The organism is Sphingomonas sp. CFBP 13706 (genome assembly GCF_014842355.1).
Taxonomy (GTDB): domain Bacteria; phylum Pseudomonadota; class Alphaproteobacteria; order Sphingomonadales; family Sphingomonadaceae; genus Sphingomonas; species Sphingomonas aerolata.
Genome location: NZ_JACYVM010000005.1, coordinates 12,118 through 27,095, shown reverse-complemented (window position 1 = coordinate 27,095; position 14,978 = coordinate 12,118). Strand labels below are relative to the sequence as shown.

The following is a 14,978-nucleotide window of genomic DNA, read 5'->3' as shown; positions in this document are numbered from 1 at the left end:
CTTTGCAGCAAGCGCAATGTCACAACCGTCCGGTTGCGCGACCGCTTACGCTTCATCGACGGCGTGACACCTTTTTGAGGGCTCGCGACAATGTGTCGATCGAATAGGGCTTATGCACCAGTTCGAACCCGTGCGTACCGCTCTGCGCCAGAACCTCGCTGTACCCGCTGGTCAACACGACCGGAAGCTTAGGATACAGCCGGCCGATCTCCTGACCCAGCTCGATACCGGACATGCCCGGCATCATCACGTCGGAGAAGACGATGTCGAACCTGCCTGCATCTGTCGCCAGTTCGGCGAGTGCCTTGGAGGCGTCCATCGCCAAGACCGTATGATAGCCCAGCTCTCCCAACGCCTCGGTCGCGAACATGCCAACCTCGGCATTGTCCTCGACGACCAGCACACAGGCGCCTTCGCCGAGCGGCAGGGAGTTGTCGCCTTCTTCGGCCGCTCCGCCGTCCAGCCCGTCGACCCGGGGCAGGAACATGGTGAATGTTGCGCCTTCGCCTTCCTCGCTTGTGACGACGACGCCCCCGCCGGACTGCTTCGTGAAACCGAAGACCTGGCTGAGGCCAAGGCCGGTACCTTCGCCTACCCCCTTGGTGGTGAAGAACGGTTCGAAGATCCGTTCAATGTTGTCGGTTGGAATACCGGGACCGCTGTCGGTCAAGGAGACCGTCACGAACTCGCCCGGCGTGGCCGGATGGGACCGTATGGCGGGCATGCCGGAGGCTGCTGCCACCACGATGGACAGCTCGCCCGCGCCGTTCATGGCATCGCGCGCATTGACCGCCATGTTGACGATCGCGGTATCGAACTGGCTGCGGTCCGCGTCGATGTAGCAAGGCTCCGTCGGCAGCCGATGCGATACCTTGATGCGTGCGCCCGTCAGCGTCCGCACCATGTCGCTGACCGTCCGCACGCTTTCCGAGACATCGAAGACTTCGGGCTTGAGCGACTGGCGGCGCGCGAATGCGAGCAGCTGGTTGGTCAGTTTGGTCGCGCGTTCGGCGGTGTCGGAGATCGCGTCGATATAGCGCTGCCGGCGTTCGTCGGAGAGACCGGGCCGGCGCAATAGGTCGATAGAACCCCGGATGACCGTCAGCAGATTGTTGAAGTCGTGCGCCACCCCACCGGTGAGTTGCCCGATCGCCTCCACCTTCTGCGATTGGCGCAACGCATCCTCGGCCTGGCCGAGGTCGGCGGTTCGCTCGGCGACGCGCTGCTCCAGCGTTTCGGCGAGCGCGCGCAGATCGGCGACAGCACGGTCGCGCTCCGCTGCGATGCTCCGCCGTTCCTCGACGTCGATCAGGACCCCGGGAAAGCTCAGCGGCGTTCCGTCGGGTGCATGGTCAACCCGACCGTTCGCCTCGATCCAATAATATCGACCGTCAGCCCGGCGGACCCGGTATTGATGCGCATAGGACCCACTGCGGGCGATTACCGTGTTGATCGCCTCCGTCAGCCCTGCCTGATCGTCGGGATGTACCGTTGCTGTAATCTGCGCGAGCGGGATGCCGGATCGGCCGAGCGCCGGATCAAGGCCGAAGGCACGCGCGAATGCCTCGTCTACGGTGAACTGATCGCTCGGCAGGTCCCAGTGCCAGGTGCCGATGATGGCGCCGGCTTCCAGCGCGAGTTTCACCCGCTCGACGTTCTGACGCGCGACGGCTTCACTGACACGCAGGCGTTCCTCCGCTTCTCGGCGGGCGGTCACGTCGTTGAAAATAATTGCGATCTGTCGATCTGCGGGATCGCCAACCCGTACTGCGCGTACGTCGAACCAGCGCTGGAATGCCTCGGCATAATTCTCGAAATTGGTCGCTTCACCGGTCTTGGCAACATGCCCGTAGGTCTCGAACCAGAACTGCTCCAGGTCAGGTGCGAATTCCGTGACCCACTTGCCGCGCAAGTTGACGCCGGACTGGCGTTCAAAGGCGGGGTTGGCTTCGACAAACCGGTAATCGACGGCTTTGTCATCCTCGTCGAACTTGACCTCGACGATGGCGAAAGCCGCATCGACCGTGTCGAAGATTGTCTGGAAGCGCTGCTGCGCTTTCCGGAGCGCTTCGCCGGCAAGATGCTCTTCGGTACGATCACGCAGAACCTTGACGTAACCGGTATGGCGGCCGGCCGAATCCCGGAGCAGGGATAACTCACCGCTGGCCCAAAAAGGCTTGTCCCCCTTGCGCACGTGCCAACGCTCATCAGTGGCCCGCCCCGTCTCACGGGCGCAGGCCATCTCCTGCACCGGAACCCCGGCCGCGCGGTCTTCATCCGTGAAGAACAGGAAGACGCTTTGACCGATCACCTCGTCTTCCGACCAGCCCAGCACCCGTTCCGCGCCATAGCTCCACTCGATGATACGGCCTTCGAGATCGCAGGCTACGATGGCGAAGTCCTGTGCGCTATCAACGATCGCCCGCTGGCGCGCTTCGGCTGCAATCAGCCGTCCCGTTGCAACACGCTGCTCGAACTGCACCATGACCTGTCGCGCCATGACGCGGATCGTCTGCTTCTGAACCTCGGTCAGGTCGCGGGGGCGATAGTCCAGAACGCAGAGCGTGCCGATCGGAAAGCCATCAGACGACTTCAACAGGGCGCCAGCATAGAAGCGCAGGTGCGGCTCACCCGTGACCAGGGGATTGCAGTCGAACCGTGGGTCGTCTGTCGCATCGGGGACGAGCAGGAATTCATCCTCGAGGATCGCACGCCCGCAGAAAGACGTCTCCAACGGCGTCTCACGAACGCCAAGCCCGACTTCCGCCTTGAAGAACTGGCGGCCGTCCCCGATCAGATTCACGATCGCGATTGGCGCGTCGCAGATCGCCGCCACCAGTTCGGCGATCTCGTCGAACGCCGCCTCGCGCGGAGTGTCCAGCAGGTCATATTCTGCGAGGGCAGCCAGTCTCTGCTTCTCGTGCGCGGGCAGCTCGGTCATCGGACTCCAAAGGTTTAGCGGATCACTGTGCTGTAGCATCGTCACCGCCAAGCTCAACGTTGGTCGTTCTTAAACTGTCGAAACCGACCGGTTGTGGCACCCGCAGCGACTTATGCTCTTTCCCGTTCCTCGACGATGGCTCCATGATTTGAAAATCCTGCATCGCGACCGCTGTGATCACGGAAAGATCCGATGACAGGGAACCTCGGCATGCCTCTCACGTATGTTGGTTAACGAATATATTGTGGGATTGGGACGAGGGGTCGATGACTGAGACTGGAAGAGTTGCCTATCATCGCGACCGGGCTGAGCAAGAACGAAGGCGCGCGAGCGAAGCAATCGATGACCGCAGCAAGAATGTTCATATCGAACTGGCCCTGGCCCATGGAAAAGCGGTCGTTCTTGGCGGGCATCGTCTTCGCGCAGCACATGATCGGTGATGCGGGCCGAAGCGGTTTGACGGTATTCCCTCTCGGACGCTAGCGCAAAGAGCGCTGATCATGCGGCGACTGAAAGCCCGCCCGAACGGGATGCCGGTGCCTGCCCAGGTTCCCCCTTCCGAGGACACGCGATCGTAACACGAGATCAGGCAGCGAATGCTGTCCAGCCCATCGCATCGGAATAGGTGTGGATCCGACGCGGCATGAACGATCGGCGACGCTGCAGCCGCAACAATGGATTCGATGCTGGACAAGCCTGCGCTCGCGACGCTGACATCGGGTGTCCTGGCGAACATGCTCGTCTGTCTGGCCGTGTGGATGGCGATGTTCGCTAGAACGCTGACGGGCAAGGTCGCCGTGATGATCGGCCCGGTCGCCATCTTCGTCGCCGCGGGCTTCGAGCATTCCATCGCCAACATGTCCCTGCTGCCAATCGGCTGATCAGGCGAGCGTCTGATCGCCTCCCGCGGTGAGGTGAGCCCAAGGGAGGGCAGGACCGACGGGCACGATTCCGCAGGGGTTGAGGTCGCGGTGGCTTGCGTAATAATGCGTCTTGATGTGATCGAGATGCACCGTCGCGGCGATGCGCGGATCTGCCAGCATCCGCGCGACGTAAGCATCCAACGCCGGATAGTCAGAAATGCGGCGCACGTTGCACTTGAAATGGAAGTGATAGACCGCATCGAAGCGGACCAGCGTGGTGAAGAGGCGGATATCGGCCTCCGTCATCGCCTCACCTACCAGCCAGTCGCTGGCTGACAGCCTTTCCTCCAGCCAGTCGAGCGATTCGAACAGCGGGCGCACCGCCGCCTCGTACGCGTCCTGCGTCGTGGCGAAGCCGGCCTTGTACACGCCGTTGTTCACCGTGTCGTAGACACGGTCGTTGACCTTATCGATCTGCTGGCGCTGGGCTTGAGGATAGAGGTCCGGTCCGGGTCCGCCGAACGCGGCGAGCATCCGGATGATGTCCGCCGATTCGTTCGACACGATCGTGTCGGTCTCGCGATCCCACAGGACGGGTACGGTGACCTTGCCGGAATAGTCCGGCCTGGCGCGGGCGTACAACTGCCACAGGAACTCGGCGTCGTGCAGCGGATCGCCACTGCCGCCGCGGCTCGTGCCGAAGGTCCAGCCATTGTCCAGCATGACAGGGTCGACCACCGAGACACCGATCGCGTCGTCCAGCCCGTACAGCGCGCGTACGATCAGCGTCCGGTGCGCCCAGGGGCAGGCATAACTGACATAGAGGTGATAGCGACCGGGCGTCGCCGGATGGCCGGGCTGTCCATCCTGGCCGGGGCTCCCCACCGGGGTCAGCCAGTCGCGAAAGCCCGCATCCTGCCGTTCGAACGCGCCGCCCTTGCTGTCTTCCGTCACCTTGCCCGCGTGCCACGCACCGTCGATCATTCTACCCATGTCAACACTCCGTCGAAATCGGACCTCAACCAAGATCCGCCACAGTCCCCCTCACGAACGACCAAAGGCTCTTTTTGTCCCATGCGATGCCTCTGGCGGCGGGTTCGGGACTGGTCGCCCCGGCTCAGGCAAACAGCGGCCGCAGGTCGACGGTCGCGTCCACCACGCCGGTCGCCGGGTCGTCGCGAAAGGGATAGGAGGTGCAGGAGCGGTAGGAGGTTCTTGAATGGCGAAGCATGGTCGGATGGCAGGGATGGCGGCTGGGTTGATGATCCTCGCGGCGACGGTCGAGGCTGCCGCACAGCCTCGCGTCGAGCGAATGACACAGAGGCCTGTCGCGCTGACGCTGTTGCCGGCCACAATGCACGGCCGTTTCGAGCGGAAAGGCGCCGGCTTTGTTCGCCAATGGCCGGGCAGTTATGCCGAGACGGCGTTTCGGGGCTCGGCGGTATCGTTCGACGTGGGGCCGGGCGAAGTGGCACTCCACGTGCTCGTCGATGGACGCAAGATCACGACGCTCGTCAAGCCCGTCCCCGGCCTGTACCGCGTCGCCGGGATGCCCGCCGGCCGCCACGTGTTACGCATCGAGGTCGCTTCGGAAAGCCAGTCAGGTCCGACCGGCTTCGGGCCGTTCTTCGCCGAGCGGGGGACGGTCGGAGCGAGGTTGAAGCAGCGCACGCGGCAGATCGAATTCGTCGGCGATTCGCACACCGTCGGCTATGGTGTGACGTCGTCCAAACGCGAATGTACCCAGGACGAGGTCTGGGCGACGACGGATACGTCGCGCGGCTTTGGCGCGCTGCTCGCACGCCGCTACGGCGCGGATTACCAAGTCAATGCGATCTCCGGGCGCGGGGTTGTGCGCAACTATGGCGGGTTCGCGGCAGACACGCTGCCCGAAGCCTATCCCTTCTCCCTGTTCGATCATCGATCCCGTGCCAACGCGCCCGGCTGGCATCCGCAGGTGATTATCGTCTCGCTCGGCACCAACGATTTCACCACACCGCTTCACGCCGGCGAGACATGGGCGAACCGCGATGCGCTCCACGACGATTACGAACGACGCTATGTGCGCTTCGTGCAGGCGCTCCACGCGCGCGATCCACGCGCACAGATCGTGCTGTGGGCCACGGACATGGCCAATGGCGAGATCCAGGCGGAGGTGGCCAAGGTTGCCGCGACCTTGCGCAGATCCGGCGCGCCGTGGCTCACCTATGTCCCGGTCAACGGCCTTTCCTTCACCGGGTGCCACTCGCACCCCTCGCTCGCGGATCAAACCGTGATTGCCGACCGAATCGCGGCGGTGATCGACGCGCGCGTCGCAGGATGGGCGCGGCGATCCTGATCGACGGACGGCCGGTTCGTCGGGCCAGCGAACGCAATAGGGCGCGGCGCATTATCCTGCTATCGCAGCGGGATGACGATATCGCATCCTGCCCCCACCGATGCCCGTGTCGAGGAACGTGCCGCAGTCGACGCCGCCACCTTTGCCGCCGAGATCGCCCTGCGCGACGCGCCGATCGTGTTGCGCGGCCAGGTCGCGCACTGGGCCAGCGTCCGGGCTGCGGCGGGTGGCGATCGCGCGACGGCGGCGTATCTGACCGGGCTGGGCGATGGCGGCAAGCCGATGGAGGTGCTGATCGGCGGCCCGGCGTTCGGCGGCAAATTCTTCTATCGCGGCGATAATCTGGAAGGGTTCAATTTCCACCGCGAGAAGGCGCCGCTCGGCGTGTTGCTGAGCGAATTGCTGCGCCTGTCGGACGTCCCCGAAGCCGAGCGGCATATCCTTTATGCGAACGCGGCGACCGCGCCCGAGCATCTGCCGGGATGGGCGGCGGCGAACCCGCTCGACCTGCCAATGGGCGGGGCGACGCCGCGGCTGTGGATCGGCAACGGATCGCAGACCGCGACGCATTATGACGGGTCGACCAATCTCGCCTGCGTGGTCGCGGGCGAGCGGCGGTTCACGCTGTTTCCCCCCGATCAGGTCGGCAATCTCTATCTGGGGCCGCTCGACCGGACGCTGGCGGGGCCGCCTTCGAGCATGGTCGATCCGCTCGCGCCCGATCTGGAGCGGTATCCGCGCTATGCCGAGGCGCTCGGTCACGCGGTGGTGGCCGATCTGGGGCCGGGCGATGCGATCTTCATCCCGGCGATCTGGTGGCATCACGTCCAGGCGTTCGGGACGCTCAACGTGCTGTGCAACTATTGGCGCGCCTATGATTCGAGCGTGTCCCCGTTCCATGCGGTGGTGCACGCGATGATGGCGGTGCGCGACCTGCCCGCGGCGGAGAAGGCGGGCTGGCGCGCGTGGTTCGAGCATTATGTCTTCGCCGACGAGGCGGCGGCGGCGGGCGATCATCTGCCCGCGCCCGCGCGCGGCGTGCTCGGGCCGGCCAGCCAGGACCGGACCGAGCGGATCCGCGGCTATCTGCTGAAATCGCTCCAGCGCCGCTGAGCGTCAGTCGCTGTCGAGATAGGCGGCGACCCAGACGAGCGGCGCGTTCCAGTTGATCGCCACCTCGTTCAGCGCATAGGCGTTGATGTCGTCCGCCCAGCAGCGTTGCGGCGCGCACCGGCCCTTCAGTTTCACGGCGACCGGATCGACCATCGCGCTGTTATTGGGGCCGCCCGACACCACCCCCGGCGGCGGCGGTGGCGAAGATGCCGACAGCTGATGCGCCCAGAACCGGTGATGCGGGTTGGTCAGCGGCTTCCAGCCGGTCCCCGAGACATAGGATTGGCCCAGCGGATTGCGGCCGAGGATATAATCGGCCGCATCGACGACGCCGGCGCGGTAGCGGGCATCGCCGGTGAAACGCTGTGCGAGGCCAAGCAGCATCGCGCGGTTGAGAATGCTGGAATTCGACCCCCAGCTATAGGTCTGCGACGCGTAGGGGATGCGGTAGCCGGCGCGCGCGGTTTCGGCGAGGAAGCCGTCGGCGGTCGCGACGATCGCCGCACGTGCGCCATCGCGGATCATCGCGGGAACGCCGCTTGCGGTCGCGAGCGTGATCATGCCGAGTGGTGCGACGCTGGCCCAGCCGGGTTCGCCGGTCGCGCCGGTCGGCAGCGCTGCGCGGTAGGCGGTATCGCCGGTCGTCGCGAACAGCTCGGCTGCAGCCCAGGCGCGTTCGTCGTCGAGCGTCTCGTCGCCATAGCCGCCGCTGCCGGTGAAGCCCTGCGCCGCGAAGATCGTGGGGTTGCGCTGCGCGGCGGTCCAGGCGGCGCGCGCGGCGGCAAGGCACCGCGCGGCAAAGGCGGGATCGATCGGCTGCCACAGCCGCGCGGCCTGCGCTGCAACCGCGGCAAGATTCAGCGTTGCCGCGGTCGAGGGCGGGTAGAGGAGCCGCGGTTCTTTGTCGTCGGCGGGCGCGGTCGGCAATGTCGTCCAGCGCGCGTCGGCAACCTTGTGATGCGCCATGCCGCCCGCGTCGACCGGCGTAAGTGCAAGCCGGCCCGAGCGATCATGCGGCCCGACGGGGAGTGCGACGCGGGTGCCTGTGGGGACCTGCATCCGCAGCATCCACTCGACCTCCCACCGCGCTTCGTCGAGCAGGTCGTCGCGGCGGTTGCCGGCTTCCGGCAGTCGCGCCTGACCATCGGCGAACACACGACGCGCAAGCCCGGTCTCGTAGAGATTCTGCAGCGTCCATACCGCGATGCCGCCGTTGACGACATATTTGCCGTGGTCGCCCGCGTCGTACCAGCCGCCGGTGACGTCGAGTGTATAGGGACAGCCGGACCAGACATTGCCCTTCTCGTCCGCGCCCGAAAAACAGGCGGCGACCTCGCGCGGGTGTCCGGCCGCGCGCGCCCAGCGCTTGCCTGCCCAGCGCGCCTCGATCGGCGTGCCGGCGCGCTGCTGGTAGAAGAAGTTGAGCGCGTTCAGCGCGAGCGGGGCGTAGACGTCGCGGCCGACGCGGAAGCGGCCGCTTTCGGTCCCGTCGACGCGCAGCCGGTAGTTGCCCGGGCGGGTGAGCGCGGTGAAGCGCGCGACATGGACATCATCGCCCGACGCCGCGTCGTCACCGCCGACGCTGGTGCGTCCCGTCAGCACGGTCTTGCCGGCGTCGTCGACCACGACCCAGTCGAGCGGCCGAGTCGCGTGATCGGCGACGATCGCAAGCTTGGGGTCTTCGGGACGGAAGCCGAGCTGGTTGAGGTTGATGACGGCCGCGGCAAGGAAGAGGGCGATGGGCATCAGATTGTCCTGTCCTGGCCCAACCGTGCCAGCGCGTCGGCATGGGGGGGCATGTGCGTCAGCGAGGTGGCGACGACGCGTTCTATCTGAGCGAGCCGCTTTGCCGCGATGGCGATCGGCAGCGCGTCGCAGATTGGGTCATGGCCGGTCACGGGTGCGTCCTGTCCGGTCAGCAGAGCAAGCCAGCTGACCTCGTTGAACAGCTCGTCCGTTTCGCGGAAGATGCGTCCGCCGGCGCGGAACAGCGCGAGCTTTTCGGCGAGGCCATCCGGGATCGGCGCCGCCGCGCGCTCGCGCCAGAAGGGTTCGGTACGGGCATTGAGGTGGTAATGCGCGACGAGGAAATCGCGGATCCGGACGAACTCGCCGGTCATCGTGCGATTATATCGGTCGACGATCGCCGGGGCAGGGGGACCGCCCGCCGGAAGCATTCGCAACAGATGCTGAAGCCCGCTCTGCACCAGATGAATGCTGGTTGATTCCAGTGGCTCCATGAACCCCGCCGCGAGGCCGAGCGCGATGCAGTTGCCGCTCCAGAACCGGGTGCGGTGCCCGGTGGCGAAGCGGATCACGCGCGGGTCGGCCAGTGTCTCACCCTCCAGCCCTGCGAGCAGCGTCGCGGTCGCTTCGTCCTCGCTGCAGTGGCGGCTGGAAAAGACATGCCCGTTGCCGGTGCGATGCTGCAGCGGGATACGCCAGCGCCAGCCGGCGGGTTCCGCGATCGCCCGCGTGAGCGCGAGCGGCGCGGCGTCGGCGGCCGACGGGACCGCAACCGCACGATCGCACGGCAGCCATTGTGACCAGTCGGTCCAGCCCGCCTGCAGCGCGCCTTCTATCAGCAGCGCGCGAAACCCCGTGCAGTCGAGGAACAGGTCGCCCTCGACACGGCTGCCATCGGCGAGATGGACCGCGGCAATTCCGGCGGAGCCACGCTCGACCCGGTCGACCCGACCCTCGCGGCGGATGACGCCGTGCGCTTCGGCCTGCGCGCGCAGGAACACGGCGTAGCGGCCTGCGTCGAAATGATAGGCATAGCCGATCCGCGACAGCGGTGAATCACCGTTCGCGATCGGGCGCGAGAAGCGGCCGGCTTCGGCGGCGCGGGCTTCGAGCGAATAGGCGCCGAGCGCGTCGGCGGCCCCCGCCTGGCGGGCGCGCAGCCACTGCGCGGCGAATGGCACGCCGGCGATGTCGGTCCCGATCTGGCCGAACGGATGGACGTAGGATTCGCCCGGGCGCGTCCAGCCCTCGAAGCGGATGCCGAGCTTGTAGCTGCCGCCGGTCGCGCGGAGGAATGCGTCCTCGTCGATCCCGAGCATCGCGTGAAAGGTGCGGATCGGCGGGATCGTCGCCTCGCCGACGCCGATCGTGGCGATGTCGTCCGATTCCACGAGCGTCACGCGCGTCTTAGCCGGGCCCAGCAATCGGCCGAACGCGACCGCGGCCATCCAGCCCGCGGTACCACCGCCGACGATCACGACCGATCCGAGCGTGCCGGTCATGCGCGCACCCGCGTCGGGCAAATGCGGGCGATATACTCCTCGTGCCGGGGCATCCGCGATGCGGCATCGGCGAACATCGCGCGCAGCCGGTCGAACCGTGCATCGACCTCGCGCGCGTCGACCGCATCGGCAAGCCGGTCCCAGCCGTCGGGAACGATGCCCTGGCCCAGCAGCACCGCGACCCAGCTCGCCTCTGCGAACAGATCGTCCTCCCAGCGGAACAGCCGTCCGCGGCGACGCCACAAGGCGAGTTTCTCGCTCAGGCTGTCGGGGATCGCCCGCGCACGCGTCTCGCGCCAGAACGGCGAGTCATCGCGGCGCGTCGCATGGTAATGGAGGATGAGGAAGTCGCGGACCTGGTCGAACTGGGTCGCTGCCAGCCGATTATAGGTGTCGATCTCGACCGGCGAGAAGCCCTGGTCGGGAAACAAGGCGAGCAGCTTCGAGATGCCCGTCTGGACCATGTGGATGCTGGTCGATTCGAGCGGTTCGGTAAAACCGGAGGCAAGGCCCAACGCGACGACGTTGCCAATCCACTGCTTCCGCCGCCGTCCCGCGGTGAACCGCAGCAGGCGTGGTTCGGCGAGCGGGGTGCCGTCGACCCCGGCGTGCAGCGTCGCCGCGGCCTTGTCGTCCGAACAATGCGCGCTGCTGTAGACATAGCCGTTGCCGGTGTGGTGCTGCAGCGGGATGCGCCATTGCCAGCCGGCCGCGCGCGCGGTCGAGCGGGTATAGGGGGTGATCGCCGGGCCGGCGTTCGCGGTCGGCATCGCGACGGCCCGATCGCAGGGAAGCCAGTGCGTCCAGTCCTCATAGCCCGCGCCCAGCGTCTGCTCGATCAGCAGGCCGCGGAACCCCGAACAGTCGAGGAACAGGTCGCCTTCGATGACGCGGTCGCCGGCCAGCGTGACGTGGCGGACATGGCCAGTCTCGCCGTCGAGCGCCACATCGACGACATCGCCTTCGACGCGCACGACACCGTCGCGCTCGGCGCGGCGGCGCAAGAAGCGTGCATAAAGCCCCGCATCGAAATGATAGGCGTGCGCCATCTGCGACAGGACCGACGCCGGGTCGGGCGAGGGGGGCATGAACCGTCCCGTGCGCGCGGCGACCGCGCACAGCGAATAGGCCTCGATATTCTCGACGATCCCGGCGGCGCGACGGCGACGCCAATATTGGTGGAAGCGCACACCCTCGATATCGAAACCGAAGCCGCCAAAGGGATGCAGATAGCGCTCGCCAGGCGCACCCCAGTCGACGAACTCGATCCCGAGCTTGAAGCTCCCCGCGGTCGCGGCGAGGAATTCGGCTTCGTCGATTCCCAGCATCGCGTTGAAGCCGCGGATCGGCGGGATCGTCGCTTCGCCGACGCCGACCGTGCCGATCGCGTCGGACTCGATTAGGGTGATGCTCGCCCCGGTCGGGATCAGCCGGGCAAGCGCGGCCGCCGCCATCCAGCCGGCCGTGCCGCCGCCGACGATGACGATGCGGCGGACGGGCGCGCCGATCGTCATGCGCGCGTCCGCAACGCGGCCATCGCCTGCGCATAAGGGGGAAGCGCGCGGACCTGCGCGATGACCCGCGCACGCTGCTCGGCCAGATGCCGCTCGATCGTCGCCAGCGACACTATATCCGCACGCGCATCATAGCAGCGTGGCATGAGGCCCATCGCGTCGAACATTATTGCCCAATCCTCGTCCTCGAACGGTTCGTCGTCATACATCGGCAACCGCCCGCGCGCCGCGAACAGATCGTATTTGGCGGCCAGTGGTCCGGGTAGCGATGCTGCGCGGCGGTCGTCCCACAGCGCGCCGGCGCGACCGGCCACGGCATAATGCGCCATCAGGAAGTCGCGCGCGCCCTGTAACGCCCCGGCCGCAGTGCGGTTGAAGGCGGTGGCTTCGACGGGTGCCTGCGGTCCGGCGGGCCAGAGCTGGATCAACTGCGCGAGCGAGCGCAGCAACAGCGTCAGTGTGGTCGGGTGCAGTGGTTCGAGCAGGCCCGCCGCGGCGCCCAGCGCGACGCAATTGCCGCGCCATGCCTCGACCCGCCGCGCCGCGTGGAACGGCTTGCCGGTGCCCCCGATGCTGCACGTCAGTCGGACATCGGCGCCGTCGAGCGGCCAGGTTGCCGTCCAGCCCGTGTCCTGCGCATCGACCTGCGTATAGGGCGGGGGCGCGCCCTGCGCGGGCACCGTCTCGGCATGCGTCCGGTCGCACGGCAACCAGCCGGACCAGTCCTCGGACGCGGGGCTGGTACGGCTGGCGATGCGCGCGTCGGTTCCCGAACAGTCGAGGACGAGCCAGGGTTGGACTGCGGTACCGTCCGCGAGTGTCAGCCTCTCGACAATGCCGTTCGCTGCGATCTCGGCATCGACGAAGTCCGCGGAGGCGCGTTCGGCCCCCGCTCGCAGCGCCGCCGCGCGCAGCAACGCTTCATAGGGCGCGACGGGCAGATGCAGCGCATGCGCGATCGGCGCCCCGGGCGCGAACCGGCCCGCCTGCGCGGCGACCGCGGACAGCGCATGATCGGCCAGCCGGACCGGGTGCCCCGCCGCGCGCAGCCGTCCGGCGAGCTGGTGGAACGCGATGCCCTCGAGCGGCGCACCGGTCTCGCCATAAGACAGGAACGTCGCCGCGCCGTCGGCCCGCCAGCCGCCGAACGCGACGCCCAGCGCATGGCCGCCGCCCGTCATCCGAACGAGTGTCGCCGCATCGAGACCGAGATCGGCATGGAAGCCCGCGAGCGCTGGCGGCACCGCGATCACCGGTGCGAAATCGCCCAGGCCATCGCCGCCGGTGCCGTCGTCGATCACCACCACGCGGTAGGATTCGCGTGGCAAGCGCCGCGCCAGCGCCGCCGCGGCGATCCAGCCACACAGGTTCGCGCCCAGCACAGCGACCGTGGCTGTCACGCGGCAGCTCCGATCCGTGCAAGATAGTCCGCATGCGTCGGCATCCCCTCGGCGGTGCGGCGACAGGCGTCGGCGACCGCCGCGACGCGCGCGCGAGCGTCCGCGACGGGCAGTGCGGCGACGAGGGGGTGGATGCGTTCGGGCATGATTCGCTGGCCATAATAGACCGCGAGCCAGCTCGCCGGCAGGAACATGCCCTCGCGATATTGTTCGACGATGCCGCGATCGCGAAAGGCGGCGATCTTCCCGGCCAGCGAGGGGGGCAGGTCCATCGTCCGCATGTGGCGCCAGAACGGCGTGTCGTCACGCTCGGTCGCGCAATAATGCAGAACCAGAAAGTCGCGGACGCGGTCATATTCCAGCGCCATCGCGCGGTTGAATTCCGCGGCATCCGCAGGGTCGAGCACGGCGTCGTTCGGGAACAGCTCGATCAGCTTGCCGATGGCCAGCTGGATCAGGTGGATGCTGGTCGATTCAAGCGGCTCGAGGAACCCGGCGGAAAGGCCGATCGCCACGCAATTGTCGATCCACTGGCGGTGCCGACGCCCGGTGCGGAATCGCAGCATCCGCGGCTCGGCCAGCGGCTCGCCCTCGAGATTGTCGAGCAGCACCGCGCGCGCGCGTTCCGGATCAGTGAAGCGGGTCGAGAAGACATGACCATTCCCGGTGCGATGCTGCAGCGGGATCTGCCATTGCCAGCCGGCGTCGCGCGCGGTGGCGCGGGTATAGGGGACGAGGGGGCCGGTGTTCGCCGTCGGGACCGCCCAGGCCGCGTCGCAGGGCAGCCAGTGTGCCCAATCCTCGTGTCCCGCGTTCAGGGCGCCTTCGATCAGCAAGGCGCGGAACCCCGAACAGTCGACGAACAGATCGCCTTCGATACGCTGTCCGTCCGCCAGGCGAAGCGCCGCGATACCGGCTGGGCCCCGTTCGACATCCTCGACGCGGCCTTCGATCCGCGTCACGCCGCGGGCTTCGGCATAGTCGCGCAGATAGGCGGCATAAAGCCCGGCATCGAACTGATACGCATAGGAATAGGTCGACCCGACCGATCGCGGATCGTCGAGCGGCGGCGTGAACCGCCCGGCACGCGCCGCGACGATCGGGAGCGAGCACGCGGCGAGCGCGGGCGTCTCATCCGGCCTGCCCCGGGTCGCGTGAAGCCAATGCTGATGGAACGGCAGTCCGTCGATATCATGCCCGAAATCGCCGAACGGATGGATGTAGCTGTCGCCGATCCGACCCCAATCGCAGAACTCGATGCCCAGCTTGAACGTCGCCTTGGTACGCCGGACAAAATCGGCTTCGTCGATACCCAGTCTTTGATTGAAGAAACGGATGTGCGGCACCGTGGCCTCACCGACACCGACGGTGCCGATCTCCTCGGACTCGACCAGCGTGATGTCGGCCAGCCGTGCCGCGGACGGCGTACCGGTCGTGAGGCTGAGCGTCGCCGCGGTCATCCAGCCTGCGGTACCGCCACCAACAATAACGATGCGTAGCTGAGCACGTTCGTCCAATTCCACCCCCCGGCTATGTTGCAATCATGCAACAAGCCTAGCAA

11 protein-coding genes are annotated in these 14,978 nt (G+C 66.9%); 3 read left to right on the top strand and 8 right to left on the bottom strand.

Annotation, left to right across the window (positions count from 1 at the left end; genetic code table 11):
* Nucleotides 1-52 precede the first annotated feature (52 nt).
* Nucleotides 53-2,941 carry a PAS domain S-box protein gene (locus IFS44_RS10865; protein WP_192098465.1) on the bottom strand — a complete coding sequence of 963 codons (2,889 nt, stop codon included), beginning with the start codon at nucleotides 2,939-2,941 and terminating at the stop codon, nucleotides 53-55.
* A gap of 22 nt (nucleotides 2,942-2,963) precedes the next feature.
* Complete coding sequence (locus tag IFS44_RS10860; protein ID WP_192098464.1) at nucleotides 2,964-3,122, bottom strand: hypothetical protein; 159 nt, start codon at nucleotides 3,120-3,122, stop codon at nucleotides 2,964-2,966.
* Nucleotides 3,123-3,591: 469 nt separating this feature from the next.
* Here IFS44_RS10860 and IFS44_RS10855 point away from each other — a divergent pair, with 469 nt between their 5' ends.
* Complete coding sequence (locus tag IFS44_RS10855; protein WP_342366419.1) at nucleotides 3,592-3,822, top strand: formate/nitrite transporter family protein; 231 nt, start codon at nucleotides 3,592-3,594, stop codon at nucleotides 3,820-3,822.
* Here IFS44_RS10855 and IFS44_RS10850 read toward each other — a convergent pair whose 3' ends face one another.
* Nucleotides 3,823-4,797 (bottom strand): glutathione S-transferase family protein, encoded by a 975-nt coding sequence (locus tag IFS44_RS10850; RefSeq protein ID WP_192098462.1) that lies wholly within the window; start codon nucleotides 4,795-4,797, stop codon nucleotides 3,823-3,825.
* A gap of 226 nt (nucleotides 4,798-5,023) precedes the next feature.
* On the opposite strand from IFS44_RS10850, the gene IFS44_RS10845 reads away from it, so the two are divergent.
* Both IFS44_RS10845 and IFS44_RS10840 read left to right on the top strand, forming a co-directional pair.
* Complete coding sequence (locus IFS44_RS10845) at nucleotides 5,024-6,142, top strand: SGNH/GDSL hydrolase family protein (RefSeq protein ID WP_244650194.1); 1,119 nt, start codon at nucleotides 5,024-5,026, stop codon at nucleotides 6,140-6,142.
* Nucleotides 6,143-6,214: 72 nt separating this feature from the next.
* Nucleotides 6,215-7,255 carry a cupin-like domain-containing protein gene (locus IFS44_RS10840; protein ID WP_192098461.1) on the top strand — a complete coding sequence of 347 codons (1,041 nt, stop codon included), beginning with the start codon at nucleotides 6,215-6,217 and terminating at the stop codon, nucleotides 7,253-7,255.
* Nucleotides 7,256-7,258: 3 nt separating this feature from the next.
* On the opposite strand, the gene IFS44_RS10835 is transcribed toward IFS44_RS10840, so the two are convergent.
* From IFS44_RS10835 to IFS44_RS10815, 5 genes are read right to left on the bottom strand one after another with little or no spacing between them, the layout of a single operon-like run.
* Nucleotides 7,259-9,001 carry a glycoside hydrolase family 9 protein gene (locus tag IFS44_RS10835; protein ID WP_192098460.1) on the bottom strand — a complete coding sequence of 581 codons (1,743 nt, stop codon included), beginning with the start codon at nucleotides 8,999-9,001 and terminating at the stop codon, nucleotides 7,259-7,261.
* The gene (locus IFS44_RS10830; RefSeq protein ID WP_192098459.1) at nucleotides 9,001-10,503 is read right to left on the bottom strand and encodes a tryptophan halogenase family protein; all 1,503 of its coding nucleotides are present in this window, start codon (nucleotides 10,501-10,503) and stop codon (nucleotides 9,001-9,003) included. Before IFS44_RS10830 ends, IFS44_RS10835 begins: the two co-directional genes overlap by 1 nt.
* The gene (locus IFS44_RS10825; RefSeq protein ID WP_192098458.1) at nucleotides 10,500-12,017 is read right to left on the bottom strand and encodes a tryptophan halogenase family protein; all 1,518 of its coding nucleotides are present in this window, start codon (nucleotides 12,015-12,017) and stop codon (nucleotides 10,500-10,502) included. The genes IFS44_RS10830 and IFS44_RS10825 overlap by 4 nt, the downstream gene beginning before the upstream one ends.
* Entirely contained in the window at nucleotides 12,014-13,417 is a 1,404-nt protein-coding gene (locus tag IFS44_RS10820; protein WP_192098457.1) for a tryptophan 7-halogenase, read from the bottom strand. The genes IFS44_RS10825 and IFS44_RS10820 overlap by 4 nt, the downstream gene beginning before the upstream one ends.
* Nucleotides 13,414-14,940 carry a tryptophan halogenase family protein gene (locus IFS44_RS10815; protein ID WP_446740849.1) on the bottom strand — a complete coding sequence of 509 codons (1,527 nt, stop codon included), beginning with the start codon at nucleotides 14,938-14,940 and terminating at the stop codon, nucleotides 13,414-13,416. The genes IFS44_RS10820 and IFS44_RS10815 overlap by 4 nt, the downstream gene beginning before the upstream one ends.
* Between the last annotated feature and the right edge of the window lie 38 nt (nucleotides 14,941-14,978).

Excerpts from the sequence above, each read along its gene's own strand:
- IFS44_RS10865 (WP_192098465.1), bottom strand. The coding sequence starts at position 2,941 with ATGACCGAGCTGCCCGCGCACGAGAAGCAGAGACTGGCTGCCCTCGCA.
- IFS44_RS10850 (WP_192098462.1), bottom strand. The coding sequence starts at position 4,797 with ATGGGTAGAATGATCGACGGTGCGTGGCACGCGGGCAAGGTGACGGAA.
- IFS44_RS10845 (WP_244650194.1), top strand. The coding sequence starts at position 5,024 with ATGGCGAAGCATGGTCGGATGGCAGGGATGGCGGCTGGGTTGATGATC.
- IFS44_RS10840 (WP_192098461.1), top strand. The coding sequence starts at position 6,215 with ATGACGATATCGCATCCTGCCCCCACCGATGCCCGTGTCGAGGAACGT.
- IFS44_RS10835 (WP_192098460.1), bottom strand. The coding sequence starts at position 9,001 with ATGCCCATCGCCCTCTTCCTTGCCGCGGCCGTCATCAACCTCAACCAG.
- IFS44_RS10830 (WP_192098459.1), bottom strand. The coding sequence starts at position 10,503 with ATGACCGGCACGCTCGGATCGGTCGTGATCGTCGGCGGTGGTACCGCG.
- IFS44_RS10825 (WP_192098458.1), bottom strand. The coding sequence starts at position 12,017 with ATGACGATCGGCGCGCCCGTCCGCCGCATCGTCATCGTCGGCGGCGGC.